The following is a 25,349-nucleotide window of genomic DNA, read 5'->3' as shown; positions in this document are numbered from 1 at the left end:
CGTGCATTCCAGCGCAATCAAATGAAGTTGATGTGTTCCGGCGGATTCTTCAAATCCCACAAAAACTTGTTCACATAATCCTGCCGGCAGCCGATGGCGCAGTCTTTATGCACATCCACCGATTCGGCCACATCTTTATGCACCTGCCAGTAGCGTTCGCTGGTGGCAACCAAGTCGTAAAAGGAATCGGTGTGCAAATCGCCTATGTAAAAACGCTCTTTATTGAAAAACGGCCCGCAAGGATAGATTTTGCCGTTGCCGGAAATCTGCAATAAAAACGGTGTGCCGAAACATTGGTCGTATTTGCGGTAGCCGTCCTTGTATAGATTGGTTTCGCCGGCGGCGTTGATTTTGTTCCATTTGGCCTGGACCACATAGCTGTCCGTACTCAGAGCTTCAGCTTGTTTCAGGACATCGCCGATTTTTAAGTAGGCGTCGTAATCGATACCAATTTCCTTGTACTCGGAATCCGAGCAATGCTTGATCACGAAATAATCCACACCCAATTCGGCGCCCAGTTTGGCTTCCGCCAGCACTTCGTCGAAGCATTCCGGGATTAACACCATCTGCAAGCCCAGTGTACATTTATAGTTGTTGGCTTTTTTGATCTTCACCAGTTCGCGAATCTTGTCGATCAACAAGTGAAAATTGACTTCCTTGGATTGATGCACTCGCCTGAAGCCTTCCGGGGTACCGGCGGATAGATTAAAGCGGATGTAGCTCATGTTTTTCAGCAAATCGTGGGCGCGATCCATGTCCAACAAAATGCCGTTAGTGGCCATTGCGGTATCGATACCTAATTCACCGGCCAGCACGGTGGCGTCGTAGAGAGTGGGGTTGAGCGTCGGTTCGCCGTCGCCGATGAACCCCAAAGAACGGACACCCAATTTGCCGCAGTCGCGGACAAAATTGAGCAGCGCTTCGCGGCCAATCATGGTGCCCTTGGTCATGTTCTGTACCACCGCGTAGCAATACAGGCAAGCCGTGTTGCAAAACTTGGTCAGCCCCATATCGATATGCACCGGCGCAAAGCGCTGGCCGTTTTGCCAGGCCTGCACCCTATCCAAATGATGCATCATTTTGTGTCCGTCGAAACGGAAGCGTTCTCGCTGGGTGCGAAAACTGGGGCCGGTGAACTGGTTGGGAACGTGTTGTTCATGCTCGCTCCCCGCTTCCAGACGAATGATGCCTTCTTGATCGTCGTGGGAAATGCTCTGTAATTTCTGTCCGGGCAATTTAGCCAACTGGCTGGTGTCGATAACCTGGTAGTCATTCGACAAAGCGCTACGGTCGACAATATTGTTGGAGGTCCGCAGTTTATGCCCGGGCTGGCTGAACATCGGCACATTGTCGGGTATATCAGTCACGGCGCTGTTGCCGAAACGATTGGTTTGTTCTGTTTTAGCCATGGTTTGATGCTCTGTTCAATGCGTTAAAACGGGCCGACGAAGCTGCGGTCGGGTTGATCTTTGGGCAAGTCGGACTGCAAAGCGCCGATTACCGAGGCTGTTAATTCTGATCGACCCACCATGTCCAACACGGCACAGGCGATCTGCTCGGCGCCAGGATAGTACTCGTTGGCGACAAAATGCGAGGTCGGCACCGGATGGTTGGGATAAGCAATCAAGCGCGGCGCTTGTTGTAAACCATGTCCATGGGCCAACACCAGTTTGGATAGCAACTGATGACCAATTGACGCCATTTCCGGCGCGCAATCCGCTACTAGCAATTTGCCGCCGGTTTTTGCCAGCGATCCGGCAACGCTATCCACATCCAAGCTGCTGACGCAACGCATATCCAAGACTTCGGCGTCGACACCATACCTTGCCAATACCGTGGCGGCTTTCAAGGCTTCTATGCTCATGTGCGAGAATGCTGCCAAGGTAATATCGGTGCCTTGCCGCAGCAAAGCCGCGCCGGACAACCCGGCCGCCGGACGAAGTTTGTCGACCTCACCTTGGACATGGTGTAACCAGCGGTGTTCGATAAACAGCACCGGATTGTTATCGGCAATCGCCTCCAGCATAAAATGGTAGGCATCGCCAGCCGTGGTCGGCATCACCACTTTCAAGCCCGGCACTTGCGCAAACATGGCTTGCAGACTTTGCGAATGTTGCGGCCCCTGCCCCCAACCGCGACCAATGATGACGCGAATTACCAACGGCACTTTTTGTTGGCCGTCAAACATGTAATGCCACTTGGCGGCGTTATTGATCAACTGATCGACCGACAGCAAGGCAAAATCGATACGCTGATGTACCAGCACCGGCCGCATGCCGGCCAAGGCTGCGCCGATACAAATACCAGTCATGCCGTTTTCCGCCAACGGCATATCCAATACCCGCTCCGCGCCGTATTTCTCCCGTAAACCCTGGGTTGTGGCAAAGATGGTCTTCGGGTCCGGCACACCTTCACCAATCAGCAACATTTCCGGATATTGGGCCAAAGCATCGTCCAAAGCCTCGCGGATTGCCTCACCATAAGTCATCGTCTCTACTTCACGCATACAGATGTTGCCTCATGCTATCGACAGTCGGACGTGTGCCTTGCAAAGCCCAAGCAAAAGCTTGTTCAATTTCCTCGGCCAAGCGGGTTTCCATTTGCGTTAGTTCGGCATCATCACTCAACTGCGCGTCAAGCAAGGCCTGCCGGGTTTGCAGTAGCGGGCAGCGCAATTTCCACTCGGCCAATTCACCGGGGCGGCGATAGCCTAAGTCGTCATCTTCATTAGGTCCGCAATGCTCCGGCCAGCGGTGAGTATGCAATTCCAAAAACTGCGGGCCCAAGCCATTCCTAGTGTTGCCAACCGCTATTCGCGCCAGTTCATATACTTCATCGACCCGATTACCGTCGCCGCTAACCGCGTTTAAGCCGTGGGCGGCGGCTATTTTATAAATATCGCGTTTGGGTTGGCGTTCTGCCAACGGTGTCATCACCGAGTATTGGTTGTTCTCGCAGACAAACAGCAACGGTAGCTTTTTTAATACCGCAAAATTCATCGTTTCGTGCATCACGCCTTCTTCAAAACAGCCATCGCCGAAGAAAATCACCACGACGTTGGTCGCTTCCGGCATCCTGCCTCTCGCGACACTGGCACATCCCTGTGCGGCGCCGGATTTTTTCATCTGCTCGGCCCAGGCATAACCGGCGGCTAATGGCACGGTGCCGCCGACGATAGGCGTGGACGCAACAAACCCGGCTTCCAGGTCGGTCAAATGCATCGACCCACCCCGGCCGCCGCAGCAGCCTTCGGCATAGCCGTACAACTCCGCCAGCAGGCGCGGCAAATCACCGCCTTTAGCCAAATAATGGCCGTGGCCGCGATGATTGCTGAACACCTTGTCCTGGTTGGTCAAATGTGCACAGACCCCGACAGCAATAGCTTCTTCGCCGATGCAAAGATGGGTGGGACAACGCATTTGCTGTTCGGCATAGCGCCGGGCAATCGCTTCCTCGACTCGGCGGATGCGCAACATTTGATAATACAGCTGCTTCAAATCGGCAGGCGTAAGGTTCATGTCTGTCATTTCAACAAGGTAGTGATGTATTTGAATAAAGCCACTGCCCGCACCGGTTCGCGGTTACATACAATCTGCACATCCAGTGCGGCCGCGGCGCTACCGGCGAACAAGGCTTGCTCCGGTGACAAGCCGCCGCCCAAACACAAGCCGGCCACAGACAGAAAGGCATCGCCGGCACCGATGCGATCCACCACTTTGGAGGACAACGCGGGAATCTTGTAAGCCGTTTTGGTTTGATCCAGCATCAACGCGCCTTTAGTACCGCGGGTGATGGCGATGTGCTGGGCACTTAATTTGTCGGCCAACTGGCCGGCCAATTCCTCAATGGCAGCACCTCTATCGTGGCTCGCCAACCGCAATTCCGGTTCGTTTAACGACAAGAAGTCTGCGTTCGGATACCGCGTGATCAAGTGGTACCCCCGATTGCCGCTGTTAACCTGCGCATTCACCGCCAGATATTTAGCGCCTTTGGACAAGGCCGCGACCATTTGATTGGAGATAAAGCCGTTGCCGAAATCCGGTACGATCACCACATCGTAATCGCGCAAATGTTTGTCCAGCCAAGCCACGATCTTGCGATTGGTGTCCTCCGGCAACGGCGCATCGTTATAAAAATACACTTCAAATAACTTGGCGATGTCGGCATCGACATAGCGTCGCTTCACAATCGTCGGCCGATCCTGACTGAAGAAGAACACCGGATCAATCGCCGGGTTCAAATTGGTACGAATAAAATCTTCGTGGCTTTTCGTGGCGCCCAGGCCCGAAAGCAACGTGACATTATGGGCAAATTCCGCTACGTGATTCGCCACCGCGATAGCGCCGCCGGCAAAGCGTTCGTAATCATTGTATTTCACTGAAAACACGTTGCCTTTGCCTGTTTGGCCCAAGGGGGAGGTGTAATGGTATTCGTCGACTATCGCTTCGCCGACCACCAGTACATTCAAACCGCTTAAGGCCTTGAGTTTGTCGATAATCTCGTTGGCGCCGACCGTTTCCTTGAACTGATCCAGGTACGCTGAGATTTCCGGGGAGAACACCTCAAAATACTCGTTCAATAAGCGCGTTGAGCTGGACGTCAATTCGTCGGTAAAGTAAATCCTGCCGCCGTGCCGTTCCACGGCGTCTTTTTCGTGCTGGATATTGCCGGTCAGATCGTCGCTGGTACTTTTGTAATCGCTACCCTTCACATATAAATCAGGCTTCACCTGATCCAATACTTCCACGGCGGTAATCGCATGGTTGATCGCCACACTATCGACGCAAGCCAGTGCCGCAATGTTTTCGGCGCGCAAATATTGATTAAACACCGGCCGACCGGGGCCTTTATTGACATATTCGTCGGCGGTGACGCTAACCAATAATGCATCTGCCTGCCTTGCTCCGCTTTGCAAATGACGGATATGGCCAATGTGCAGTAAATCAAAAGTCCCATGGCATAAAGCCACGGTTTTGCCTTGCGCTTTCAGTTCGGCGGCACGCTGCGCCAGTTGTTCGATGGAGACAATTTTTTCCGTGGACATGAGCTTATTTCCTGAGCAGATGATCGGTAATATGGTGCAACACGAAGAGATGCCCCAACTCGACCATGCCGTAATGACTGCTGTCCAGCCAGCAATTCCAGCGCCCCAGTTTACGGAGCGGATTGTCGGACTTAAAGCCACTTAGCGTCATGACCGGCAAGCCTTTGGCGTTGGCAGCTTGTACCGCGTTGACGATATTCAAGGATTGGCCGGAACTGCTGATTGCGATCAATAAATCGTCCGGATTCGCAAACGCGGTAATTTGTTTGGCAAAGGCCTGCTCGTAACCGAAGTCGTTAGTAAAACACGTCAAGGGCGCGGCTTCGTGTAAGGTCAAGGCGCACAAGCCGCCAACATTCCGCAAGTCGGTAATCACATGACTGGCAATCGCCGCGCTGCCACCGTTGCCCAGCACCATGATCTTAGCCTGCTGGTCGCGGACTCTGGCAAACTCGGCAAGCAATTGCTGTATCACCGATTCGCCGTCCAGGGTTTGGCCCTGCGCGTCTGTAAATACGCTGCTGTTCAGCAAAGTCGCAAAATCCGCTGCCGCTTGTCCGATAGCCATGGGCTCCTCCCTATTTGTCCAGGTACTTAAACCAGCCCGCAGTAGCGTCAGCGATAGAAGCCGAAGTCCACAGCGGGGCGTTTTGCCAGTAATCGATGCGCGCCAGCATATTGGCCACACCCTGCTCGAAACTAACTTGCGGCCGCCAGCCAAGTTTTGTCTTGATATTACGGGTGTCGGCAAAGGTGCAATCGGGCTCGCCGGGCCGCTTGGGAATGTATTCGATCGCACCGCCCAATAATCCCACCAGTTGATTGACACTGTAGGTGCCGCCGCTACCGACATTCATGATCTCGCCACAAAGTTCCGATTCGGCAGCGGCGATAAAGGCTTTGGCCACATCCGTGACGTAGGTAAAGTCGCGGGTCTGGGTGCCGTCGCCGACCACGGTAAAGGGTTTACCATTAATCTTTTGCGCTAGAAACACCCCGAACACCGCGCCGTAAGCGCCCGTGGTACGAGCATGTGGGCCGTAGACGTTGAATAAGCGCAGCGACACTGCAGGCAAGTCATAGAGCTGTGCCCAGTGCATCACCAGTTCCTCACCCAAGTATTTAGTCAAAGCGTAAGGATACTGTGGCTGAACGGGCGCAGATTCCGGTGTCGGAAATTGATCTGGGATACCGTAGCAGGATGACGACGCCGCGTAGACAAATCGCTTGATACCGGCGGCGCGGGCCGCTTCCAATACATTGAATGTACCGCTGACATTGGTCTCGTAATACGCGCGCGGCTGCTCGATGGAGGGTACGATGTCGGCTAGACCGGCCAAGTGAAAAACCCAGTCAATACCTGCGAACAAAGGTGCGATGGTTTCGGCGTCGCGAATATCGGCCTGATGAAACTCAAAACGCTCCTGGCCGAGCAAATCGGCAATCGTTTCTTTACGGCCGCCAACCAGACTATCGATCACGCTGACCTGATGGCCTTGTTGCCATAACTCCCGGCTCAAATGACTGCCGATGAATCCCGCACCGCCGGTAACCAATACTTTCATGCGTTCGTCCTAGATAAAGTTGATATGGGCCGGCTGGTTGGCCGTGAGTTTGTCCAAATATTGATTAACCGATTCCATCCGACAATTTTTGCGGCATTGGCTAATATCCAAGTCCTGGGTGATGTACTGCCAGTTCTGCCGGCGTTTCTCGCCTTCCCAGATGGCTTGGAAAGACTGCTGATGGATATTGCCGTAAGCAAAGCGTTGATCGGTGAGATAGGCACTGCAACCGTACACTTCTCCGTCAGCCATGATATAGCCCCAAAAATAAGGCGTGGCGTGGCAGGTTTTGTAACGCTCGGTTTCCGACTGGCTGTAGTTCTTCATGGTCTGTTCGCGAAATACCACGTTAAAGCCATCGGCGTTGAATTGGGCCAGTTCCTCGGCCATTCCCAGTAGATTGTCGTATCGCAAGGCTTCGTAGCGGCGGGTTTCGCTGAATAGATGTTGGGAATACGGCTTGACGACCAGATAATCCAAACCGATTTCGCGGCAGATTTTTGCCAGGGTGGTTACTTCATGTTGATTTTCCGGCAACAATAAAATTTGTGCTCCCAGAGCGCAGGATAATTGCCGGGTTTTTTTATGGTCGACCGCACGACGCAGATTGTTCAGCACCAAGTCAAAATCGGACGCCTTGGTTTGATGAATGGCCGCGTAATTTTCGGCACTACCGGCATTTAGCGATACTTTAATCCAAGACACCAGCGGCAAGGATTGCTCGACAAAACGCTGGTTCATCAAGGTGCCGTTGGTAGTGAAAGACACATCGATACCGGCGTCGAAAGTCCATTTGACAATGTCATTAATCTCCTTGTGCAACATAGGCTCGCCTTCACCGGCGTACATGATGCTTTTCACACCAAGCCTACCCATCTCAGCCAAACGCTCCGCCAAAATTTTGACATCCAGACGCTGCGCTTTATATCCGATGTAATCCACTGCGCAAAACGTGCAGCGGTGATTGCAGGCACCTACCGGAGAGACCTCCATGTAGATAGGATACACGGCTTTCGCTTGCTGCCAATCGTGCCTGCCGTCCAACCACTGTGCCACTCGCTGCGGGTGATACACCAGTTTATGACTGTCTATGCCGTATTTGTCTGCCATGTTTTTGTCGTTTAATGTGCTTTCGGAGTGAAAAACCGCTATTGAACCGGATAAAGCGATTTCTATGCCAATAACCGGTTCAGGTAACGTGCCGCTGTTGATTGTTATATCGGCATCACAAAGCTTAGCATTAAACAATTAGTTTCAAGCCCGGCGGCAGCGCTTCGCCGAAGACTTGCTTTTCCTGTTGTTCATCCAGTTGTTTGAATTCGGCAACCATGTCTACCCACGACACAGGGGATTTAGCTTGTTTGAGCTTGTCGATCACCTGCGCTCGCAGGCTATCGTCGATATCCCGAGCCCGGTCGTCGCAGCGTCTAGCCAACAAGGTGGCGGCAAAGGCGGCCTGGGTTAGCTTTTTCCAATCAGCTTTCAATAGCTGTTTCAGCCAGATTTCGGCAGTCTCCGCTGGAATGACCTGATGATTGTTGCCGTGAAACAGAATCCGCCCGCCGATACGTCCGACCGCCCACCAACTCTGTTCAGGCTCTCCGGCTTTTTCCAGGCGCTTTAACAGCCAATTGCCCAATTGAATTTTATCGACAAGGTTCAACCGCTCTAGTGCCGCCGCCAGTCGCACCATATCTTCGTAACCTCGTGTAGCCAGTTGCTTGCCGACACCCGGCTGGCGCGCGGCAGCCGGATTGATGAATTTGGCGATGTCGTTAAAGATGCGTTGCTGGGCATCGGCATTCAAGCCGCCGGCAACGCGCCGCCATAAGGTCCACCATTCGGCCCAGTTTTGTTTTTCGTTAACGAACTGCAGCCCTTCCGAATACAGCTTCCAGAGTTGCTCTACCCGCCAATCGTCGAGCGGATAACCAAAGCCTGGGCGCAAGCAAAAACCGGCTAGACTTAACCAGAGGCGTTCGTGCTGTTCGCTCCTCCGCCGATATTTACTGCCTTCCAATAAGGCCGTAAACAACTCGCGCAACAACGGGGTTTGCCAGGCGCCTCGCGGTGCCGCAAGAACGTTTTCCAGATCGGCGCGCAAGGTTTTTACCGCTTGTGGATCGACTTGTTTGGATTTGGCTCCGAATACGGCCTGGACTTTCTCCAGCGCTTGCGGCAATTGACTAGGTAATTCGGCATTGACGGCTGTTTGGGCTTTTTTGCGAATTTGAAACTCTACATCCCAACGCTGGTTGGAGTCTGCCACCGCTACGCACTGCAATTGCAAAGTACCGACTTCGGTATATGTCGCCAGTAATTGCACCGCCACTTCGGTTTTCAGTTGGCCTTCGAACGCCACTGCCAACGGCGGCAGACTGTGGAAGCGCTCGTCATCCAGCTCGACTATTGCGCCGGGCTGGTAAGTTCCGTCTCCGCTGCTCGACAACAAATGAAAACGTACCGGTTGGCCCACCCGGAGAGCGAATTGCCGATCACTTAACAAAATCTCATGACCTTCCTCGCTTCCTTTCGGCAGGATACAAACGCCATGCCCCCCAGGCTTACCATCACCACTTTTGGCCGCGGCATCAACCAGCAGAAAATAACTACGGGCGGCGCCACCGCCGATTTTCAACTTCTTGTCTCGGCGGGCAACCGCATAACTGACCGCGCCGTAAGCCACCGCCAATTCCGGATGGCTGTTATCCAGCAATAAGGGGGGGTGCCCGCCGCGCCAACCGGCTAATAAATCGATTAAGCGTTGCACCATGGCCGGACTGCGAAACACGCCGCCGTTCAGTAATAAGGCGTCGGGGACTATTTGATGCTCTGTGCCCGTTCCACTGAACGCCATTTGCGCAGCCTGGGCATGCATTTGCAAAAAGGCGGCAATATGCTTACTGATAGCCGGCTCCGCCGCGTAAGGCAAGCCAAACTCCACTACGCCGCTACGCTTCCTATCCGGTAGGTCTTGCAAACCGGACATGGGTAAAAAGCCATCCAATGCAATTTGCTTAACCTCTTCTTTGCTCAGCGACGTACTTTTTGTGCCGCCAATCAACCTGGAGCCGCCACCCAACAAGGTTATGGCAACCTGCTCGGGCGCGTCGTCGGCTAATAGCTGTTCCTTGGCGATCCGGCATTGCTCCAGCAATTGCGATAAATCGGCAGTCGAGAGTTTTTTATCGCCGGTTCGCAAGCGGCTTTCCGCTAAATGCGCCAGAGCCAGATCGATATTGTCGCCCCCCAACATCAAGTGGTCGCCGACACCTATGCGCGTCAGCTTAGGCTCGTCAACCCCCTGCTCAATCTTGATCAAGGTCAAATCGGTAGTACCACCACCGACATCGCAAACCAGCAATAAGCGCCTATCGGCCAGACTGGATTTGATGGTACCGGCATGCCGGCGCAGCCAGTCGTAACAAACCGCTTGCGGCTCTTCCAGCAATCTTACACCGCTCAAGCCGGCCATCTTGGCCGCTTCCAATGTTAAGGAGCGCGCGGACTCGTCAAAGGAGGCCGGCACCGTAATCACCACTTCCTGAAGCGCAAGTGGTGCTTTGGGAAAACGGTGCTCCCAAACGGCGCAGACATGTCGCAAATAACTAGCACTGGCTTCCAGCGGCGAGATTTTAAATACCGATTCGTCACTACCCCAGGGCAAAATGGCCGCGCTGTGATCGACCGAAGTGTGCGACAACCAGCTTTTAGCGCTGGTAACCAATCGACCTTGCGACTTTGCACCCAGCAAGCGCGCTGCTTCACCAAGCACAGCGCCTTTTTCCTGAGTCAAAAATCCGGCTTCTTCCGTTATTTCGCCTGGCGCGGGATGGTATCGCACCGACGGCAATAGTGGCTTGGCACTCACTTCGCCTGGCGCGATCAACTGAGAAATTTCGAACAAGTGAATAGCTTTAGCAGGGTCGCCTATATCGGAGTAAGCGACCACCGTATGGGTGGTACCTAGATCGATTCCGACCGAATAAGTAGCAGTGTAGTTTTTCAAAAGGACTTAGTATGTTTATTCTAATTATGTAGGGCAGCCTGACAAGTATTCAAGCAGGCGCGCGCGAGCGCCTATTTTAGTCGGCTTTCTGATCGAACACTCTCGTTTTTCTAGATAGCACTATCCAAGCCGTGGTTGCCGGGTGAAATAAATTTCCACAAACAACAATCTTTCGATGTGTTTCGAATAAAATGCTTGCGCGCCTAATGTTTGCGATGTTACTTTCCGCCTACGGCAACCATCAGTGCATTGCATTACTGAATGCGCCCACCGAGAACAAGATCTAGCGCTGTAAAGTAGTCGAGTCTGAATCAAGACCAGGCACCGCAGCAATTATTAACCAACTTGAACGAGTTAAATTCATGCTTATTAAACCTTCCGCATTAGCCGGCGTCGTGTTGCTGGCCGCCAGCCAATCAACAGAGGCAGTCGTCATCAATTTCGACTACACCTACGATGGCGGATTTTTCTCCGGCAGCAACGCAAGTAGACGAGACATCCTGGATGCCGCAGGCGGGTTTTTGGGAGGTATCTTAACCGACAGCTTGACTGCGATTACATCCGGCGGCATCAATAATTTCAGCGCGGTATTTCAACGTCCTGATACCGGCGCCAGCACGACACTGAGCAATTTCAGCGTGGCAGCCGACACACTCACGGTGTTTGTGGGTGGACAGACCATGGGCGCCGGCAACCTGGGCTATGGCGGCTATGGCGGTTACAGCGTCAGCGGCACCCAAGATTTTTTGACCAATGCAACACAACGCGGCCAATCCAATGCTACCTCCGGCCCGTCCGCAACTGATTTTGCGCCATGGGGCGGCCAATTGACCTTCAGTAGTTCGGCAAACTGGTATTTCGACACGGATCTTTCTACCACCGAGACATTTACCGGCAATGATTTTTATTCGGTGGCACTGCATGAGTTAGGCCACTTATTAGGCCTAGGCAGTTCGGACTCGTGGGATAATCAAGCCTCAGGCTCCGGCTTTACCGGTGCCAATGCGGTAGCGGCTTATGGCGGCAATGTACCACTGGAGGGCGATAAGGTTCATTGGTTAGAGGGCACCAAAAGCACGGCAAACGGGATTGAGCAAGAAGCCGCCATGGACCCTACTTTGCGCGTCGGTACGCGCAAAGTATTTACGCAACTCGACCTCGCCGCGCTGAAAGATGTGGGCTGGCAAGTTTCGGTAACCGCAGTGCCGGTTCCTTCCGCCGTTTGGCTATTCGGCTCTGCTTTATTGGGTTTTATTGCCAGCAAACGTAAGCAGCTTCTGAATTTCTAGCAAAATCATCACCGTCGCGCCGGACAAGCCAATTGGCTAATAAAACCGGCGCGATAAAGCGATTAAAACTTATTGACTGACACCTGATAAAAACGGCACAAAACTTACCCGCTCTATTACTTCATCCTCAAAGCCCTGCTCGGTGCGGGTTACCCGATGTAATTCCTGCATCCCTTCCAGCCCGACCGGAATCACCATCACGCCCCCCACAGCCATTTGCTCAAGTAAGGCTTCCGGAATTTCCGCCGGCGCGGCGGCAGCTAAAATCCCATCATATGGCGCGTGCTCCGGCCAGCCCCAGCCACCATCGCTATGCTTAAAACCCACAGTCTTGATACCCAACTCCCATAGGGTATCCCGGGCTTTTTTCATCAACGGCGCAATCCGTTCCACCGAATAGACTTGCGCTACCAGCTTCGACAATATTGCGGTTTGGTAGCCGCAACCTGTACCAATTTCCAGTACCTTTTGCAGCGGACCTTTTTCCAATAGCAATTCGGTCATTTTGGCGACAATATAAGGCTGCGATATAGTTTGATTGTGGCCGATAGGTAAGGCAGTATCCTCATAAGCACGACTCTCCAAAGCTTCGTCGACAAAAATATGCCTAGGTGTGTCAGACATTACCGCCAGGACTTTACTGTTATAGATGCCTTGCTCGCGCAGCCTAGAAATCATCCGCTCCCTGGTCCGCCGAGAAGTCATGCCTATACCCTGGATGCGTCTACTCATACGAGCGCCTCCATTGCCAGCCATTCACTCAATCCCTCCAATCGTTCATATCGCGTTAAGTCCAACTGTAGCGGCGTTACGGACACGTATCCGTTTCTTATCGCATCAAAATCGGTACCTGGCCCGGCGTCTTGTTCGCTGCCGGGCGGTCCCACCCAGTAAATAACCTGCCCCCGCGGATCATGGGAACGTATTACTGGTTCCGCTTTGTGCCGCTGCCCGAGTCGGGTAGATTGATAACCTTTTAATTCGGCAATCGGTAAATCAGGCACGTTGACGTTTAACAAAGTGTCTTCCGGCAAGGGATGAGCGAGGATTTTTTGCATTATTGTCACAGCCACATGTGCCGCCGTATCGAAATGTTTAGGGTCGCTGGATGCTAAAGAGATAGCCACCGCAGGCAACCCAAGAAAACGCCCTTCGGTAGCCGCAGCCACGGTGCCAGAATAAAGCACATCGTCGCCAAGATTGGCGCCATGATTGATACCGGCGAATACCATATCCGGTTCGTTCGCTAATAATCCTGTAATCGCCAGATGAACGCAATCCGTCGGCGTACCATCCACCCTGACAAAACCGTTTTCACATTGAGTGGCGCGCAAAGGCATATCCAGGGTTAAAGAATTGCTTGCGGCACTCCGGTTTTTATCTGGCGCCACTACTGATACGTTGGCGTGTTGACGCAGAGCTTCGGCCAATGTGTTGATGCCTTGCGCTAAATAACCGTCGTCGTTGCTGATTAGTATGTGCATACTGCCGTGAAACGCTTTAAAATTCACGCATAGTAGCAAAAAAAGCGCAAAACCAGCAGCTTACGTGACAAAAAAAACCACTTCCGCAGACGATGTCCTCTTGTTTCGAAACTCGATCGGCAAAGTCCAGACCATAGACACCAATACCGTTATTCTTAAGCCTGATAAGAAACCGCGGCCAATACCTTCATACAAGCCGCTCGAGCAGGTTGATCCGTTACAAAAAGATGTTGAGGGTAGCTTGGATACCCTGTTCCAAGAAGACAAGATCGCCTTCCTGGTGCCAGGCATGCAAAAAAGCGTCATCAAAAAACTTCGGAAGGGATATTACGGCCTGGATGCCGATATAGATTTACATGGCTTAAGTAGCCGAGATGCACAACAGCAGCTATTACGATTTTTACACTATTGCGTTGAAGACGGTTATCGCTGCGTACAAATCATTCACGGCAAGGGGTACAACTCTACGGATAATCAGCCAGTCTTAAAAAATGATATTAATCTCTGGCTACGCCAACATAAAGATGTCCTGGCGTTTTGCTCCGCTCCCCCCAAGGCTGGCGGTACAGGTGCCTTGTTCGTACTGTTACGCTTATCAGAAAAATTTGTGACATCCGAAGACGAGCCTCAATAACGCCCCTTTAGGCTACTCAAAAATCTCCCGCCTCTACCCAAACAAACGCAACTCCGTTCGCTATATTTTGCTTTGCCTTGACTTGTCCGGCTTGTTGCTCTAGTTTTTCAGCATTGCTGCTCCTTATCATGAAAATAATAACGAAACCAACGCCATGACCATAAATCAACACCAGCGACCTCTCCAAACCACAGGAGAAATTGGCGTTTCTATGCAAAGCACTATCGAAGCGGGGATTTTCAACAATGAGCCTTAACATTGGGATCGTGGGTTTAGGCAGAATTGGTCGCGGGGTATTAAGAGGAAATTTCGCACAAGAAAAAGGCGGCAGATTCGATATACGTGTAGTCTGTGACGTAATGGCTATCGATCACGTTGCTTACCTATTAGCAAACGATAGCACCTATGGCCGCCCCCCATTTAATGTAGATTGCGATGGCGACGATTTAATCATAGACGGCAAAAGAGTTCGCTATCAGAAGGTAGACCGGCGCCGTAGTTCGCCCGATGACGGCAGCTGGGGAGTATTGCGCCAATTTGATCTCGATGTATTATTTGACGCCACGGGCACCGCCACGATCCATGATTTCCGCTCATTGATAACGCAGGAAGTCGCTAAAAAAATCCTTTGCACTTGGAATGTCAGCGGTTGCGATATCAGTGTGGTATTCGGAGTAAATCATTCGGCGTACGATCCATTACACCATGACGTCATCTCTGCCAGTACCTGCACGGGTAACGCTCTGGTTCCTATCTGTCATGTACTTGATAAGCACATTGGCATCAATTTCGCCCGAGCCATCACTATCCATCCGCAACTTTCAGATCAACGTGTATTGGATGGTTATCACGCATCATCCCAACTTGGCCGTGGGTGCGCGTCTTCCATTATCCCAACCAGCACGAACGTAGGTAAATCCACGACATTGGTATTACCAAGACTGGAAGGCAAATTGGACGCTATGTCCTACAGAGTGCCAACTGCAATTGTCTCAGTTATTGATTTAACAGCCACTCTTTCTAGGAAAACGTCACTAGAAGAATGTGTAGAACTGTTTGAAGACTACGCCAACAAACAATTAGCAGGAATTATTCATTGTGACTATGGCGCATGGGGCCATCAAAAGGCTAGCATCGACTATATGGAAACCCAATATTCCTCAATATTGTTGATGCATCATCTGACTGTCAGCCAAGGCCACCATCTCGGCCTATCTTTAATGCATGACAATGAGTATGCATATTGCTGCCGAGTATTAGACGTATTGGGCATTTTATAAAACTAGTGCCAGCAAGTTTACCGAACACTCAATGAAACCCGATCACATTCTGGCAGAATGAACCGAATAACAAGCTTCTCAGCGGCCTCTTCACCGGATGCAACAGTTTTGATTCTGGGCAGCATCCCTGGAAAAGCATCACTGGAGGCTAATCGATATTACGCGCATCCACAGAATCAATTTTGGCCTATCATAACCGAACTTCTGGAACTCAATCCTAGTAGCTCATACTTAGCGAGAATAGAATCACTAAAATTAGCCGGCATTGCACTATGGGATGTAGTTAAGTCATGCCATCGGCACAACAGCAGTCTCGATGCAAAAATAGACAAAAACAGTATTGTTACAAATGATTTTCCAGGATTTTTCCTAAACCACCCCTATATTACGCATATATTCTTTAATGGCTTAACTGCAGAAAAAACCTTTCAAAAGCATGTTCAACCTTATATATGCACAGATCGGTTTACGTACCACCGATTACCCTCTACAAGCCCGGCGCATGCAGCGATGGCTTTTCAACAAAAGCTGGATAGTTGGCGCATATTAACAACAGCAATAGCAGAAGCCACTTACAGCGAAACAATAGAGACTTCAAAAACAAACCAAACAAGCAGACCAAGAAATATATTCTAGGAATATAAATTAACGCTGAACAGTACACAAACAAAAACGGCAGAGAAGCCGTCTAGCTAATCTGCCGCTACAAGCCCAATATTAAGGCATTTATTCTTCAGTTTGTACAGGCTCTGGTCTATCTACCAACTCGACGTAGGCCATAGGTGCGTCATCACCAGGCCGGAATCCGCACTTTATAATCCTCAAATACCCACCGTTTCTGGATTGATACCTTGGACCAAGCTCGTTAAATAATTTCGTCACAACATCTCTATCGCGCAACTTAGAGAACGCCTGGCGACGTTTCGCGACAGAGTCGTTTTTAGATAATGTAATCAAAGGCTCGGCGATCACGCGCAACTCTTTTGCTTTTGGTAACGTAGTCTTGATTAACTCGTGTCTAAACAAAGAGCAAGCCATGTTGCTAAATAGCGCTTTTCTGTGGCTACTATTTTTATTTAACTGTCTTCCAGATTTACGGTGTCTCATTTTTCAAATGCCTTATATTCAAATTCCAGCTTGCGATTGATCAGCCAGATTTTCAGGTGGCCAGTTTTCCAAGCGCATACCCAATGACAGACCTTTAATTGCAAGAATATCTTTAATTTCCGTTAACGACTTCTTACCCAGATTAGGTGTCCTCAACAACTCCACTTCGGTCCGCTGAATCAGATCGCCGATATAGAAAATGTTTTCCGCCTTTAGGCAGTTGGCAGAACGAACCGTCAACTCCAAATCATCTACAGGACGTAGCAAGACTGGATCGAACGACTCTTCCTCAATTGCCACCTCCTCATGTATCTGTTCGTTAACTTTTTCAAAATCTACGAACACAGATAACTGGTCATGAAGAATCGAAGCGGCCAATTTGATCGCCTGCTCAGGATCAACCGTACCATTTGTCTCCAATTCTATAACGAGCCTATCCAGATTAGTGCGTTGCTCGACACGAGTGCTTTCTACATGATAAGCGACCTTTACTATAGGACTAAATGCGGCATCGACCATTAACACACCGACCGGCGCGTCGTCATTCATCTCTTTCCTCAGACTGGCAGGAACATAACCCCGACCTCTCTCGACCTTAATCTTGATGTTGAGTGAGCAGTCTTGATTGTTGATGTTTGCGATTATCAGATCCGGGTTTACTAACTCCACATTATGGGGTAGTTCAATATCCCGAGCAGTTACGACACCAACACCCGATTTAGCCAGCGTGAGAGTCACTTCATCCTTAGAATGAACGACGACAGCAAGTTTCTTAAGGTTCAGTATGATGTCTATGACATCTTCTTGAACACCTTCTATCGTGGTGAATTCATGCAACACGCCTTCGATAGAAATTTCTGTAACTGCGCAACCTGGAATTGAAGACAGCATGACCCGCCTCAAAGCATTGCCTAAAGAATGCCCGAAGCCGCGCTCCAGAGGCTCGATAACGATTCTCGAGTGGTTGGCCGATTCGTTAATCACCTCGACAAGTCTAGGCTTAAGTAGGCCAACAATAGAACTCTGCATAATTTAAATCCTGGACTTATTTATTACTTAGAATAAAGCTCAACAACCAGCTGCTCGTTGATGTCAGAGCCTAAATCCACGCGATCAGGCACAGACTTGAATGTTCCACTCATCTCTTTGGAATTAACTTCTACCCAAACTGGAAAGCCATACTGCTCGGCAACAACCAGCGAGTCTTTAATACGTTGTTGGCTCTTAGCTTTTTCTCTAACCTTAATTACATCGCCTGCAGCGACTTGGTATGAAGGTATATTAATTAACCTATCGTTTACCAAAATCGCTTTGTGAGATACCAACTGCCTTGCTTCCGCCCGGGTAGCAGCGTAGCCCATACGGTAAACGACGTTGTCCAATCGAGACTCTAAAAAATCAAGCAAATTTTGACCAGTAGCGCCTTTTTGTAGGTCAGCAGCTTTGTAATAGTTCCGGAATTGCTTTTCCAAAACCCCGTATATGCGGCGCAAGCGCTGTTTGGCGCGGAGCTGCATAGCATAATCAGAATTCCTTGTACGCTTAGCGCCATGTTGACCAGGTCTTTGTTCTAATTTACATTTGCTTTCCAGAGATTTACCTCTGCTTTTCAAAAATAAATCAGTACCTTCCCTACGACTCAGCTTGCAAGCAGGACCAAGATATCTTGCCATTAAATTTACTCCACTATCCTAAACACGACGTTTTTTGGGTGGACGGCAACCATTATGAGGTATGGGAGTAACGTCCACGATATTTGAAATTTTGAACCCCATACTGTTCAAAGAGCGAACAGCAGATTCCCTACCAGGGCCGGGGCCCTTAATCATAACATCCAGATTTTTCATACCGTATTCCTGAGCTACCGCTCCTGCTTTCTCAGCAGCCACCTGCGCTGCGAAAGGTGTGCTTTTGCGTGAGCCACGGAAACCGGATCCACCAGATGTAGCCCAAGATAACGCGTTACCTTTTCTGTCTGTAATAGTAACGATTGTATTGTTAAAGGAAGCGTGGACATGAACGATACCGTCCGCTACTTCTTTCTTAATACGCTTTTTAACTCGATTCTGGGTTGCCATCAAAAATGCCTATCTAGATGTATTTATTTAGTAACTGACTTGCGCGGACCTTTACGAGTCCGAGCATTTGTTCTGGTTCTTTGTCCTCTCAATGGCAAACCACGGCGATGCCTGATACCACGATAACAACCCAGATCCATTAATCTTTTAATATTCATTGAGACTTCTCTGCGAAGATCACCTTCTACAGTCATCGCAGAAATAACCTTACGTATAGATTCAACTTGATCCTCAGAAAGGTCTCGAATCTTGACGGTTGGCTGAACCCCAACTTCATCGCAGATATTTCTAGCAGTTTGTCTGCCAATTCCATAGATAGCAGTCAACGCTATCTCCGCATGCTTATGGTCAGCCACGTTTATACCGGCAATACGAGCCATTCAGATACTCCAAAAACAGTACTATAAGGTTAAACAGGGGATTATATCACCCTGCAAAATAAATCACAAAAACAAGTTAGCCTTGACGCTGTTTGTGTCTGCCATCTTTACAGATAACTCGCACAACGCCGTTTCTTTTAATTACTTTACAACTTTTGCATATGGCTTTTATTGAAGCTCGTACTTTCACGGCAAACTCCTGGAAATTTTAAGATTTTTTCAAATTGGCTTTTTTCATCAAGCCTTCGTATTGCTGCGACATTAAATGCGTCTGCATTTGCGAAATAAAGTCCATCACAACAACCACAATGATAAGCAAAGATGTGCCACCAAAAGAAAAGGGCACATTCCAATAGACGATCAGAAACTCAGGCAACAAACATATCAATGTGATGTAAACAGCACCTATCAAAGTGAGCCGCGTCATTACCTTATCGATATAACTGGTAGTGTGAGCCCCCGGCCTAATTCCAGGCAAATAAGCACCTGATTTCTTAAGGTTTTCCGCGGTTTCCTTTGAATTGAAAACCAGAGCGGTATAAAAGAAACAAAAGAACACAATAGCCAACGCATAGCATAGAACGTACACAGGCTGACCGGGAGAAAGCACCGACGAAATATCCTGAAGCCAAGAAAAGCCATCAACATTCCCGAACCATCCTGCTATTGTCGCGGGAAATAAAATAATGCTTGATGCAAAAATGGGCGGTATAACGCCTGCCATATTCAACTTAAGCGGCAAAAAGGAACTTTGCCCTGAATAGACCTTGTTGCCTTGCTGCCTTTTTGGATAATTAATGGTTATCCGTCTTTGCCCTCTTTCAACAAAAACAACAACACCCGTTACAACTATCGACAAAGCGAACAACACAACAATAAACGCCCCATTCATTTCACCAGTACGTGCAAGCTCTAGGGTTCCGCCAATTGCGGAAGGCAATCCAGATACGATACCGGCAAATATAATTAGCGATATACCATTGCCTATCCCCCTTTCCGTAACCTGCTCCCCAAGCCACATTAAGAATATCGTACCGGTGACTAAAGTAATCGTTGTTATAAGAACGAAACTAATACCAGGCTGGATAACAACAGCTAGACCACCCGCAGTTTGGTTTTGCAAGGCTACCGAGATGCCTATCGATTGAAACATCGCCAAAACGACGGTGCCATAGCGAGTGTACTGAGAAATTTTTCTACGCCCGGACTCACCTTCTTTTTTTAGCTGCTCCATAGCAGGTATGACAATAGTCATAAGCTGCATAATAATAGACGCTGAGATGTATGGCATTATACCCAGCGCAAACAGGCTCAAACGCATCAACGCACCACCCGAAAACATGTTAAACATGTTTAAGATAGAACCCGACTGCTGCTCAAACATTATTGATAACGCTTTTGGATCTATCCCCGGAACGGGGATATGAGCGCCAATTCTGTATACGACAAATGCGCCTAAAACAAACAACAATCTTGACTTGAGCTCACCAAACCGAAATGTGCCTGCAGCAACATCAACTCCTTTAGCACTCACTTAAGCCTCGACTTTGCCACCAGCAGCTTCAATAGTTAACTTTGCACCAGCCGTAACGCCAAGTCCTTTTAAAACCAAAGACCGAGTAACTGTTCCAGTATTCACTACTTTAACTTGTTTTGAAAATACCGGGATAATGTTCTCACTGATCAGTAATTGAATATCTACAACATCAGCCTGAAGAGCATCAATTTCAGCCAAACGAACCTCGGCAGTAAATTTCTTTGTTCTGGAGGTAAAGCCAACCTTTGGAAGTCTACGCTGCAAAGGCATCTGACCGCCCTCAAAGCCCACTTTATGAAACCCCCCGGAACGGGCCTTTTGACCTTTATGACCTCTACCGCAGGTTTTACCATCAGTAGATCCTATACCACGCCCGACGCGCTTTGCCTTTTTTCTGGCGCCGCATGCAGATTGTATTGTGTTCAGATACATTAAACTTCCTCAACCTTTAGCATATATGCGATTTTATTGATCATCCCGCGATTTTCAGGCGTGTCGATAACCTCAACGACCTGCCGGATTCTGCTCAGCCCCAATCCTTTTAAACACTGCTGATGACTTTTTAAGCGGCCATTTTTACTTTTAGTCATCATTACGCTTAATTTTTTGCCACTCATATCGTTTTACCCTGTTATTTGATCAACAGATAAACCGCGCTTCGCTGCGATTTTCTTAGCGTCATGCATTGCGGTTAAACCGTTAATTGTCGCGCGCACAACATTAATCGGGTTACTCGTACCGATACATTTAGCCAGTACATTATGCACTCCGACGACCTCGAATACGGCGCGCATAGCACCGCCGGCAATGATTCCGGTACCTTCTGAAGCCGGTTGCATGTAGACCTTAGCCGCACCAGTGTTAGACATAATTGAATATTGTAGCGTACCTTCTTTCAACGCTACTTTGCGCATGTTCTTTCTAGCCTGCTCAAGCGACTTTTGAATCGCTACAGGCACTTCTCTTGCTTTTGAAACGCCATAACCAACACGCCCGTCGCCGTCACCGACGACCGTAAGCGCAGCAAAACCAAAAACTCGACCGCCTTTAACTACTTTTGCAACACGTCTTACCGAAACCAATTTTTCCTGTAATCCGTCTGTACTACCTTGAGATGGTGCTGTTGCCATGCTATTCCCCTAAAACTTCAAGCCAGCTTCACGTGCAGCGTCGGCTAACGCCTTTACGCGGCCATGATATTTAAAACCAGAGCGGTCAAATGCGACCTCAGTTACACCAGCCGCAATCGCTCTTTCAGCAACGATACGCCCTACCTCAGTAGCAGCTTTAATATTACTTGTATTACTCAAACCCGCCTTTACGTCAGGTTGTAGTGTAGACGCTGCCGCGAGGGTAGCCGTACCATCAACACTGAGAACCTGCGCGTAAATATGCTGGGAAGTTCTATGTATGGTAAGTCTATTTACATTTAATTTTTTGATTTTGCAGCGTAATCTCAACGCTCTTTTTAATCTCGATGACTTCTTATCCATCACTTCACCTATTTCTTTTTGGCTTCTTTTCTAGCCACGTATTCGTCAGCTATTCTCACACCCTTCCCTTTGTAAGGCTCGGGCGGGCGAAAAGCTCTGATTTCAGATGCGACTTGGCCGACTTTCTGCTTATCACTGCTCTTCACATGCAACTCAGTTTGCGTTGGCGCTTCAACGGTAACGCCTTCGGGAATTAAATATTCGACAGGGTTTGAATAACCCAAGGATAGAGTTAAAAGATTGTCTTTAACTTGCGCCCTATAGCCGACCCCAACCAACAACATCTTTTTGACGAATCCCTCGGAGACGCCTTTTACCATATTGTTAATTGACGCCCTAGCTGTACCTGCGTGGGCCTTAGCACCTTTTACACTATCGTCCCATTTGATTCTGATTACGTTAGATTCGATTTCAAGATCAACTGCGTCGCACAGATCAAACGCAAGCCGACCAAGTTTACCGTTAACTATCATTTGCTTGCCGTCAACTCTTACATCAACGCCTGACGGCAAAGTTATAGGCGCATTAGCTACTCTAGACATGATATACCTCTTTAATTAACAGACAGTGCAAATGACTTCGCCGCCGTGCCCTATAGCACGCGCAGCGCGATCAGTCATCACACCATTAGAGGTTGAAACTATGGCTATGCCTAGACCACCTAGCACTTTCGGCAACTCGTCTTTAGACTTGTATATTCTAAGCCCGGGACGGCTAACTCGCTTAACGCTCTCTATAACAGGAACCCCGTTGTAATACTTTAGCTCAACGGTCATTTCTGTATGGCACCCGGTAATTTCGGTTTTAAAGTCAGTAATATATCCCTCTTCTTTCAATACTTTAGCGATAGCCAGCTTTAACTTCGATGAAGGGATTTTTACACTCTTTTTGCCAGCAGATTGACCATTTCTAATTCTGGTTAGCATATCTGCTATTGGATCTGTCATACTCATTTTTCAATTCTCCAAAACTTAAACAGAACTACCAGCTAGCCTTTGATAAACCGGGCACGTCGCCACGCATTGTGGCCTCCCTCAATTTATTTCTACTAAGACCAAATTTTCTGTAGTATCCATGAGGACGCCCTGTCAGATTGCATCTATTACGCAATCTGGACTGACTGGAGTCTCTAGGTAGTTTTTGAAGTTGAACTTGAGCGCTCTCTTTCTCTTCAAAGGAGCTATTCGGAGACCTAATTATCTCTTTTAATTCACTTCTCTTTGCCTGATATTTTTTTATCAAGCCTTCACGCTTTACTTCGCGCGCAATCATTGATTTTTTAGCCATGTCGATACGCCTTAGTTTTTAAATGGAAAATTGAATAATTTCAACAGCGCTAGACCTTCTTCATCTGTTTTAGCGGTTGTTGTGATACAAATATCCATACCACGGAGCGCATCAATCTTGTCATAATCTATTTCAGGGAAAATAATTTGTTCTTTAATCCCCATAGAGTAGTTACCACGACCATCGAAACTCTTGGAACTCATGCCTCTAAAATCGCGTATTCTAGGTATTGAGATCGTAATTAACCTATCCAGAAATTCATACATTTTATCGGCACGTAAAGTAACCTTACAACCGATTGGCATGTCGTCGCGAATCTTAAACCCAGCAATTGATTTTCTAGCCAATGTAATGACTGCCTTTTGTCCTGATATTTTTTCCATATCAGAAACAGCGGACTGCAGGACCTTTTTGTCTGCAATAGCCCCGCCAACGCCCATATTAAGCGTTATTTTGGTGAGCTTAGGGACTTGCATTATTGTTTTGTAGCCAAATTGCTCCTGCAGAGCAGGAACAATTTCGGTTTTATATTTACTTTGTAGTCTAGCCATAGCCTTATTACCTTAGAGACCAACGTTTTCGTTCGTAGATTTAAAAAATCTGACTTTTTTTCCATCATCAAGAATTCTAAAACCCACTCTGTCGCCTTTTTTTGTTTTTGGATTAAATAAAGCAACATTCGAAATGTCAATTGGCATGTTTTTATCAACAATACCACCAGAAACACCGAGATTTGGATTACCTCGCTGATGCTTCTTAACTAAGTTAATACCTTCGACTAATATCTTGTGATCTTCAAGCACCTTACTAACTTTCCCTAGCTTGCCTTTATCTTTTCCAACTATTACTATGACTTCATCGCCTTGCTTAATCTTTTGCATCTTTGGACCTCTACAATACTTCTGGCGCTAGAGAGATAATCTTCATGAATTTATCGCCTCTTAATTCACGAGTAACCGGCCCAAAGATACGAGTACCAATTGGTTGTAGTTGGTTATTTAAAATTACGGCGGCATTACCGTCAAAGCGTATAACCGAACCATCGGCCCTACGAACACCTTTACGAGTTCTTACAACCAAGGCATTATATACATCGCCTTTTTTAACCCTAGTGCGCGGCATTGCGTCTTTGACGCTCACCTTGATGATGTCGCCAATGCCAGCGTAGCGGCGGTGCGAACCTCCAAGGACCTTGATACACATGACCTTTTTTGCGCCACTGTTATCGGCGACGTCAAGGCTAGTTTGCATCTGAATCATTTTTAAAATCCCAACTAAAATTATTGATTATCTATTGGCAGCTTCTAAGACTTCCAACAGCTTGAATGCCTTATTCTTAGAAACAGGACGACACGAGGTAATAGAAACCACATCGCCTTCTTGGCATATATTGTTTTCGTCGTGAACGAGAAGCTTAGTGGATCGCTTTATATACTTTCCGTACACAGGGTGCTTAACCAGGCGCTCTACCAAAACCGAAGCAGTCTTATCCATTTTATTACTAACAACACGACCAGTTACTTTACGTACAGTATCTAGATTTTCGCTCATATCTATACTCTTGCCATTTCACTTAGAATAGTACTAATGCGGGCAATGTCTCGCCTCACCTGCTTAATTTGACTCGACTTGCTAAGCTGTCCAGTTCCCTTTTGCATTCTCAAATTGAACTGTTCGCGAGACAACTCCAAAAGATTGGAATTCAACTCTTCTTTTGTTTTGCTTCTTAAATCTTTCGCTTTCATTACATTATTGTCCGTGTAGAGAACGTAGTTTTCACCGGCAGCTTAGCAGCGGCCAGTTCAAAGGCCTCTCGCGCTAATTCCTCGGAAACACCCTCAATTTCAAACAGCATCGTGCCGGGTTTGATCTGAGCAACCCAGTATTCTACACTACCTTTACCTTTACCCATACGAACTTCTAATGGTTTTTTCGTAATAGGTTTATCTGGAAAAATTCTGATCCAAATTTTCCCACCCCGTTTCACGTGACGACTAATAGCTCTCCTCGCGGCCTCAATTTGCCGGGCGGTCATTCTACCACGGCTAACTGACTTCAAACCATACTCCCCGAAGCTCACTGACGAACCACGCAATGCCGTACCGTTATTTCTACCGGTATGTTGTTTGCGAAATTTTGTTCTTTTTGGCTGAAGCATCTCT

35 protein-coding genes are annotated in these 25,349 nt (G+C 48.6%); 4 read left to right on the top strand and 31 right to left on the bottom strand.

Annotation, left to right across the window (positions count from 1 at the left end; translation table 11 throughout):
* Positions 1–17: 17 nt before the first annotated feature.
* The 8 genes from JL719_RS04465 to JL719_RS04430 all read right to left on the bottom strand — a co-directional run bounded on the left by JL719_RS04465 (position 18) and on the right by JL719_RS04430 (position 10,618).
* Positions 18–1,409 (bottom strand): radical SAM/SPASM domain-containing protein, encoded by a 1,392-nt coding sequence (locus JL719_RS04465; RefSeq protein WP_051670076.1) that lies wholly within the window; start codon positions 1,407–1,409, stop codon positions 18–20.
* Between the two features lie 23 nt (positions 1,410–1,432).
* Positions 1,433–2,506, bottom strand: a complete 1,074-nt coding sequence (locus JL719_RS04460; RefSeq protein WP_033157195.1) for an alpha-ketoacid dehydrogenase subunit beta — start codon at positions 2,504–2,506, stop codon at positions 1,433–1,435.
* On the bottom strand, positions 2,499–3,527 hold the full coding sequence (locus JL719_RS04455; protein ID WP_051670078.1) for a thiamine pyrophosphate-dependent dehydrogenase E1 component subunit alpha: 1,029 nt from the start codon (positions 3,525–3,527) through the stop codon (positions 2,499–2,501). The genes JL719_RS04460 and JL719_RS04455 overlap by 8 nt, the downstream gene beginning before the upstream one ends.
* Complete coding sequence (locus JL719_RS04450; protein ID WP_033157196.1) at positions 3,524–5,044, bottom strand: PfkB family carbohydrate kinase; 1,521 nt, start codon at positions 5,042–5,044, stop codon at positions 3,524–3,526. Before JL719_RS04450 ends, JL719_RS04455 begins: the two co-directional genes overlap by 4 nt.
* A 4-nt stretch (positions 5,045–5,048) precedes the next feature.
* Entirely contained in the window at positions 5,049–5,612 is a 564-nt protein-coding gene (locus JL719_RS04445) for an SIS domain-containing protein (protein WP_033157197.1), read from the bottom strand.
* A gap of 10 nt (positions 5,613–5,622) precedes the next feature.
* Entirely contained in the window at positions 5,623–6,609 is a 987-nt protein-coding gene (locus tag JL719_RS04440) for an SDR family oxidoreductase (protein ID WP_033157198.1), read from the bottom strand.
* Positions 6,610–6,618: 9 nt separating this feature from the next.
* The gene (locus JL719_RS04435) at positions 6,619–7,719 is read right to left on the bottom strand and encodes a radical SAM protein (protein WP_033157253.1); all 1,101 of its coding nucleotides are present in this window, start codon (positions 7,717–7,719) and stop codon (positions 6,619–6,621) included.
* 130 nt (positions 7,720–7,849) lie between these two features.
* A complete protein-coding gene (locus JL719_RS04430; RefSeq protein ID WP_033157199.1) occupies positions 7,850–10,618 on the bottom strand; it encodes an Hsp70 family protein in 2,769 nt (922 codons plus the stop codon).
* Positions 10,619–10,980: 362 nt separating this feature from the next.
* On the opposite strand from JL719_RS04430, the gene JL719_RS04425 reads away from it, so the two are divergent.
* A complete protein-coding gene (locus tag JL719_RS04425; RefSeq protein WP_033157200.1) occupies positions 10,981–11,907 on the top strand; it encodes a matrixin family metalloprotease in 927 nt (308 codons plus the stop codon).
* Between the two features lie 69 nt (positions 11,908–11,976).
* Here the strand turns inward: JL719_RS04425 and JL719_RS04420 are convergent, their stop codons facing one another.
* On the bottom strand, positions 11,977–12,639 hold the full coding sequence (locus JL719_RS04420) for a protein-L-isoaspartate(D-aspartate) O-methyltransferase (protein ID WP_033157201.1): 663 nt from the start codon (positions 12,637–12,639) through the stop codon (positions 11,977–11,979).
* Positions 12,636–13,391, bottom strand: a complete 756-nt coding sequence (gene surE / locus JL719_RS04415; RefSeq protein WP_033157202.1) for a 5'/3'-nucleotidase SurE — start codon at positions 13,389–13,391, stop codon at positions 12,636–12,638. The genes JL719_RS04420 and surE overlap by 4 nt, the downstream gene beginning before the upstream one ends.
* 64 nt (positions 13,392–13,455) lie before the next feature.
* Between surE and JL719_RS04410 the strand changes: the two genes are divergently transcribed.
* On the top strand, positions 13,456–14,025 hold the full coding sequence (locus JL719_RS04410) for a Smr/MutS family protein (protein ID WP_033157203.1): 570 nt from the start codon (positions 13,456–13,458) through the stop codon (positions 14,023–14,025).
* Between the two features lie 16 nt (positions 14,026–14,041).
* Here the strand turns inward: JL719_RS04410 and JL719_RS04405 are convergent, their stop codons facing one another.
* A complete protein-coding gene (locus JL719_RS04405) occupies positions 14,042–14,284 on the bottom strand; it encodes a hypothetical protein (protein ID WP_129871343.1) in 243 nt (80 codons plus the stop codon).
* On the opposite strand from JL719_RS04405, the gene JL719_RS04400 reads away from it, so the two are divergent.
* Both JL719_RS04400 and JL719_RS04395 read left to right on the top strand, forming a co-directional pair.
* The gene (locus tag JL719_RS04400) at positions 14,271–15,305 is read left to right on the top strand and encodes a type I glyceraldehyde-3-phosphate dehydrogenase (RefSeq protein WP_033157204.1); all 1,035 of its coding nucleotides are present in this window, start codon (positions 14,271–14,273) and stop codon (positions 15,303–15,305) included. The genes JL719_RS04405 and JL719_RS04400 overlap by 14 nt on opposite strands.
* 57 nt (positions 15,306–15,362) lie before the next feature.
* Positions 15,363–15,941, top strand: coding sequence for a DNA-deoxyinosine glycosylase (locus JL719_RS04395; RefSeq protein ID WP_084153315.1), 579 nt, complete (start codon positions 15,363–15,365; stop codon positions 15,939–15,941).
* Between the two features lie 90 nt (positions 15,942–16,031).
* On the opposite strand, the gene rplQ is transcribed toward JL719_RS04395, so the two are convergent.
* From rplQ to rplP, 20 genes are all read right to left on the bottom strand, one after another.
* Positions 16,032–16,412 (bottom strand): 50S ribosomal protein L17, encoded by a 381-nt coding sequence (gene rplQ / locus JL719_RS04390; protein WP_033157205.1) that lies wholly within the window; start codon positions 16,410–16,412, stop codon positions 16,032–16,034.
* 18 nt (positions 16,413–16,430) lie between these two features.
* Positions 16,431–17,441, bottom strand: coding sequence for a DNA-directed RNA polymerase subunit alpha (locus JL719_RS04385; RefSeq protein WP_033157206.1), 1,011 nt, complete (start codon positions 17,439–17,441; stop codon positions 16,431–16,433).
* 23 nt (positions 17,442–17,464) lie between these two features.
* The gene (gene rpsD, locus JL719_RS04380; protein ID WP_033157207.1) at positions 17,465–18,085 is read right to left on the bottom strand and encodes a 30S ribosomal protein S4; all 621 of its coding nucleotides are present in this window, start codon (positions 18,083–18,085) and stop codon (positions 17,465–17,467) included.
* Between the two features lie 18 nt (positions 18,086–18,103).
* Positions 18,104–18,490 carry a 30S ribosomal protein S11 gene (gene rpsK / locus JL719_RS04375; RefSeq protein ID WP_020484822.1) on the bottom strand — a complete coding sequence of 129 codons (387 nt, stop codon included), beginning with the start codon at positions 18,488–18,490 and terminating at the stop codon, positions 18,104–18,106.
* A 23-nt stretch (positions 18,491–18,513) separates the two neighbouring features.
* The gene (rpsM, locus tag JL719_RS04370) at positions 18,514–18,870 is read right to left on the bottom strand and encodes a 30S ribosomal protein S13 (RefSeq protein ID WP_020484821.1); all 357 of its coding nucleotides are present in this window, start codon (positions 18,868–18,870) and stop codon (positions 18,514–18,516) included.
* A gap of 76 nt (positions 18,871–18,946) precedes the next feature.
* Positions 18,947–19,060, bottom strand: coding sequence for a 50S ribosomal protein L36 (gene rpmJ / locus JL719_RS04365; protein ID WP_081607976.1), 114 nt, complete (start codon positions 19,058–19,060; stop codon positions 18,947–18,949).
* An 18-nt stretch (positions 19,061–19,078) separates the two neighbouring features.
* The gene (gene secY, locus JL719_RS04360; protein WP_033157208.1) at positions 19,079–20,404 is read right to left on the bottom strand and encodes a preprotein translocase subunit SecY; all 1,326 of its coding nucleotides are present in this window, start codon (positions 20,402–20,404) and stop codon (positions 19,079–19,081) included.
* Positions 20,405–20,839, bottom strand: a complete 435-nt coding sequence (gene rplO / locus JL719_RS04355; RefSeq protein WP_033157209.1) for a 50S ribosomal protein L15 — start codon at positions 20,837–20,839, stop codon at positions 20,405–20,407. It abuts the gene before it with no gap.
* Entirely contained in the window at positions 20,839–21,024 is a 186-nt protein-coding gene (rpmD, locus tag JL719_RS04350) for a 50S ribosomal protein L30 (RefSeq protein ID WP_020484818.1), read from the bottom strand. The genes rplO and rpmD overlap by 1 nt, the downstream gene beginning before the upstream one ends.
* 6 nt (positions 21,025–21,030) lie before the next feature.
* Positions 21,031–21,537, bottom strand: a complete 507-nt coding sequence (gene rpsE, locus JL719_RS04345; RefSeq protein ID WP_020484817.1) for a 30S ribosomal protein S5 — start codon at positions 21,535–21,537, stop codon at positions 21,031–21,033.
* A 9-nt stretch (positions 21,538–21,546) separates the two neighbouring features.
* Entirely contained in the window at positions 21,547–21,900 is a 354-nt protein-coding gene (rplR, locus tag JL719_RS04340) for a 50S ribosomal protein L18 (RefSeq protein WP_033157210.1), read from the bottom strand.
* 8 nt (positions 21,901–21,908) lie between these two features.
* Positions 21,909–22,442 (bottom strand): 50S ribosomal protein L6, encoded by a 534-nt coding sequence (gene rplF / locus JL719_RS04335; protein WP_033157211.1) that lies wholly within the window; start codon positions 22,440–22,442, stop codon positions 21,909–21,911.
* A 15-nt stretch (positions 22,443–22,457) separates the two neighbouring features.
* Positions 22,458–22,853, bottom strand: coding sequence for a 30S ribosomal protein S8 (gene rpsH / locus JL719_RS04330; protein ID WP_033157212.1), 396 nt, complete (start codon positions 22,851–22,853; stop codon positions 22,458–22,460).
* Positions 22,854–22,881: 28 nt separating this feature from the next.
* A complete protein-coding gene (gene rpsN / locus JL719_RS04325) occupies positions 22,882–23,187 on the bottom strand; it encodes a 30S ribosomal protein S14 (protein ID WP_033157213.1) in 306 nt (101 codons plus the stop codon).
* An 11-nt stretch (positions 23,188–23,198) separates the two neighbouring features.
* Entirely contained in the window at positions 23,199–23,738 is a 540-nt protein-coding gene (rplE, locus tag JL719_RS04320; protein WP_033157214.1) for a 50S ribosomal protein L5, read from the bottom strand.
* Between the two features lie 12 nt (positions 23,739–23,750).
* Positions 23,751–24,068 carry a 50S ribosomal protein L24 gene (gene rplX, locus JL719_RS04315; protein WP_033157215.1) on the bottom strand — a complete coding sequence of 106 codons (318 nt, stop codon included), beginning with the start codon at positions 24,066–24,068 and terminating at the stop codon, positions 23,751–23,753.
* Between the two features lie 10 nt (positions 24,069–24,078).
* On the bottom strand, positions 24,079–24,447 hold the full coding sequence (gene rplN / locus JL719_RS04310; protein WP_013820378.1) for a 50S ribosomal protein L14: 369 nt from the start codon (positions 24,445–24,447) through the stop codon (positions 24,079–24,081).
* Positions 24,448–24,474: 27 nt separating this feature from the next.
* Positions 24,475–24,738 carry a 30S ribosomal protein S17 gene (gene rpsQ / locus JL719_RS04305; RefSeq protein ID WP_033157216.1) on the bottom strand — a complete coding sequence of 88 codons (264 nt, stop codon included), beginning with the start codon at positions 24,736–24,738 and terminating at the stop codon, positions 24,475–24,477.
* Between the two features lie 2 nt (positions 24,739–24,740).
* On the bottom strand, positions 24,741–24,932 hold the full coding sequence (gene rpmC, locus JL719_RS04300) for a 50S ribosomal protein L29 (protein WP_033157217.1): 192 nt from the start codon (positions 24,930–24,932) through the stop codon (positions 24,741–24,743).
* Positions 24,932–25,345 carry a 50S ribosomal protein L16 gene (gene rplP / locus JL719_RS04295; protein WP_033157218.1) on the bottom strand — a complete coding sequence of 138 codons (414 nt, stop codon included), beginning with the start codon at positions 25,343–25,345 and terminating at the stop codon, positions 24,932–24,934. The genes rpmC and rplP overlap by 1 nt, the downstream gene beginning before the upstream one ends.
* Positions 25,346–25,349: the final 4 nt, after the last annotated feature.

This window comes from Methylomonas sp. LW13 (genome assembly GCF_016865255.1).
Taxonomy (GTDB): domain Bacteria; phylum Pseudomonadota; class Gammaproteobacteria; order Methylococcales; family Methylomonadaceae; genus Methylomonas.
The sequence above is the reverse complement of the archived record's forward strand: the minus strand, read 5'-3'. Positions and strand labels throughout refer to the sequence as shown.

Excerpts from the sequence above, each read along its gene's own strand:
- JL719_RS04465 (WP_051670076.1), bottom strand. The coding sequence starts at position 1,409 with ATGGCTAAAACAGAACAAACCAATCGTTTCGGCAACAGCGCCGTGACT.
- JL719_RS04460 (WP_033157195.1), bottom strand. The coding sequence starts at position 2,506 with ATGCGTGAAGTAGAGACGATGACTTATGGTGAGGCAATCCGCGAGGCT.
- JL719_RS04455 (WP_051670078.1), bottom strand. The coding sequence starts at position 3,527 with ATGACAGACATGAACCTTACGCCTGCCGATTTGAAGCAGCTGTATTAT.
- JL719_RS04450 (WP_033157196.1), bottom strand. The coding sequence starts at position 5,044 with ATGTCCACGGAAAAAATTGTCTCCATCGAACAACTGGCGCAGCGTGCC.
- JL719_RS04445 (WP_033157197.1), bottom strand. The coding sequence starts at position 5,612 with ATGGCTATCGGACAAGCGGCAGCGGATTTTGCGACTTTGCTGAACAGC.
- JL719_RS04440 (WP_033157198.1), bottom strand. The coding sequence starts at position 6,609 with ATGAAAGTATTGGTTACCGGCGGTGCGGGATTCATCGGCAGTCATTTG.
- JL719_RS04435 (WP_033157253.1), bottom strand. The coding sequence starts at position 7,719 with ATGGCAGACAAATACGGCATAGACAGTCATAAACTGGTGTATCACCCG.
- JL719_RS04425 (WP_033157200.1), top strand. The coding sequence starts at position 10,981 with ATGCTTATTAAACCTTCCGCATTAGCCGGCGTCGTGTTGCTGGCCGCC.
- JL719_RS04420 (WP_033157201.1), bottom strand. The coding sequence starts at position 12,639 with ATGAGTAGACGCATCCAGGGTATAGGCATGACTTCTCGGCGGACCAGG.
- surE (WP_033157202.1), bottom strand. The coding sequence starts at position 13,391 with ATGCACATACTAATCAGCAACGACGACGGTTATTTAGCGCAAGGCATC.
- JL719_RS04400 (WP_033157204.1), top strand. The coding sequence starts at position 14,271 with ATGAGCCTTAACATTGGGATCGTGGGTTTAGGCAGAATTGGTCGCGGG.
- JL719_RS04405 (WP_129871343.1), bottom strand. The coding sequence starts at position 14,284 with ATGTTAAGGCTCATTGTTGAAAATCCCCGCTTCGATAGTGCTTTGCAT.
- JL719_RS04395 (WP_084153315.1), top strand. The coding sequence starts at position 15,363 with ATGAACCGAATAACAAGCTTCTCAGCGGCCTCTTCACCGGATGCAACA.
- rplQ (WP_033157205.1), bottom strand. The coding sequence starts at position 16,412 with ATGAGACACCGTAAATCTGGAAGACAGTTAAATAAAAATAGTAGCCAC.
- JL719_RS04385 (WP_033157206.1), bottom strand. The coding sequence starts at position 17,441 with ATGCAGAGTTCTATTGTTGGCCTACTTAAGCCTAGACTTGTCGAGGTG.
- rpsD (WP_033157207.1), bottom strand. The coding sequence starts at position 18,085 with ATGGCAAGATATCTTGGTCCTGCTTGCAAGCTGAGTCGTAGGGAAGGT.
- rpsK (WP_020484822.1), bottom strand. The coding sequence starts at position 18,490 with ATGGCAACCCAGAATCGAGTTAAAAAGCGTATTAAGAAAGAAGTAGCG.
- rpsM (WP_020484821.1), bottom strand. The coding sequence starts at position 18,870 with ATGGCTCGTATTGCCGGTATAAACGTGGCTGACCATAAGCATGCGGAG.
- rplO (WP_033157209.1), bottom strand. The coding sequence starts at position 20,839 with ATGTATCTGAACACAATACAATCTGCATGCGGCGCCAGAAAAAAGGCA.
- rpmD (WP_020484818.1), bottom strand. The coding sequence starts at position 21,024 with ATGAGTGGCAAAAAATTAAGCGTAATGATGACTAAAAGTAAAAATGGC.
- rpsE (WP_020484817.1), bottom strand. The coding sequence starts at position 21,537 with ATGGCAACAGCACCATCTCAAGGTAGTACAGACGGATTACAGGAAAAA.
- rplR (WP_033157210.1), bottom strand. The coding sequence starts at position 21,900 with ATGGATAAGAAGTCATCGAGATTAAAAAGAGCGTTGAGATTACGCTGC.
- rplF (WP_033157211.1), bottom strand. The coding sequence starts at position 22,442 with ATGTCTAGAGTAGCTAATGCGCCTATAACTTTGCCGTCAGGCGTTGAT.
- rpsH (WP_033157212.1), bottom strand. The coding sequence starts at position 22,853 with ATGAGTATGACAGATCCAATAGCAGATATGCTAACCAGAATTAGAAAT.
- rpsN (WP_033157213.1), bottom strand. The coding sequence starts at position 23,187 with ATGGCTAAAAAATCAATGATTGCGCGCGAAGTAAAGCGTGAAGGCTTG.
- rplE (WP_033157214.1), bottom strand. The coding sequence starts at position 23,738 with ATGGCTAGACTACAAAGTAAATATAAAACCGAAATTGTTCCTGCTCTG.
- rplX (WP_033157215.1), bottom strand. The coding sequence starts at position 24,068 with ATGCAAAAGATTAAGCAAGGCGATGAAGTCATAGTAATAGTTGGAAAA.
- rplN (WP_013820378.1), bottom strand. The coding sequence starts at position 24,447 with ATGATTCAGATGCAAACTAGCCTTGACGTCGCCGATAACAGTGGCGCA.
- rpsQ (WP_033157216.1), bottom strand. The coding sequence starts at position 24,738 with ATGAGCGAAAATCTAGATACTGTACGTAAAGTAACTGGTCGTGTTGTT.
- rpmC (WP_033157217.1), bottom strand. The coding sequence starts at position 24,932 with ATGAAAGCGAAAGATTTAAGAAGCAAAACAAAAGAAGAGTTGAATTCC.
- rplP (WP_033157218.1), bottom strand. The coding sequence starts at position 25,345 with ATGCTTCAGCCAAAAAGAACAAAATTTCGCAAACAACATACCGGTAGA.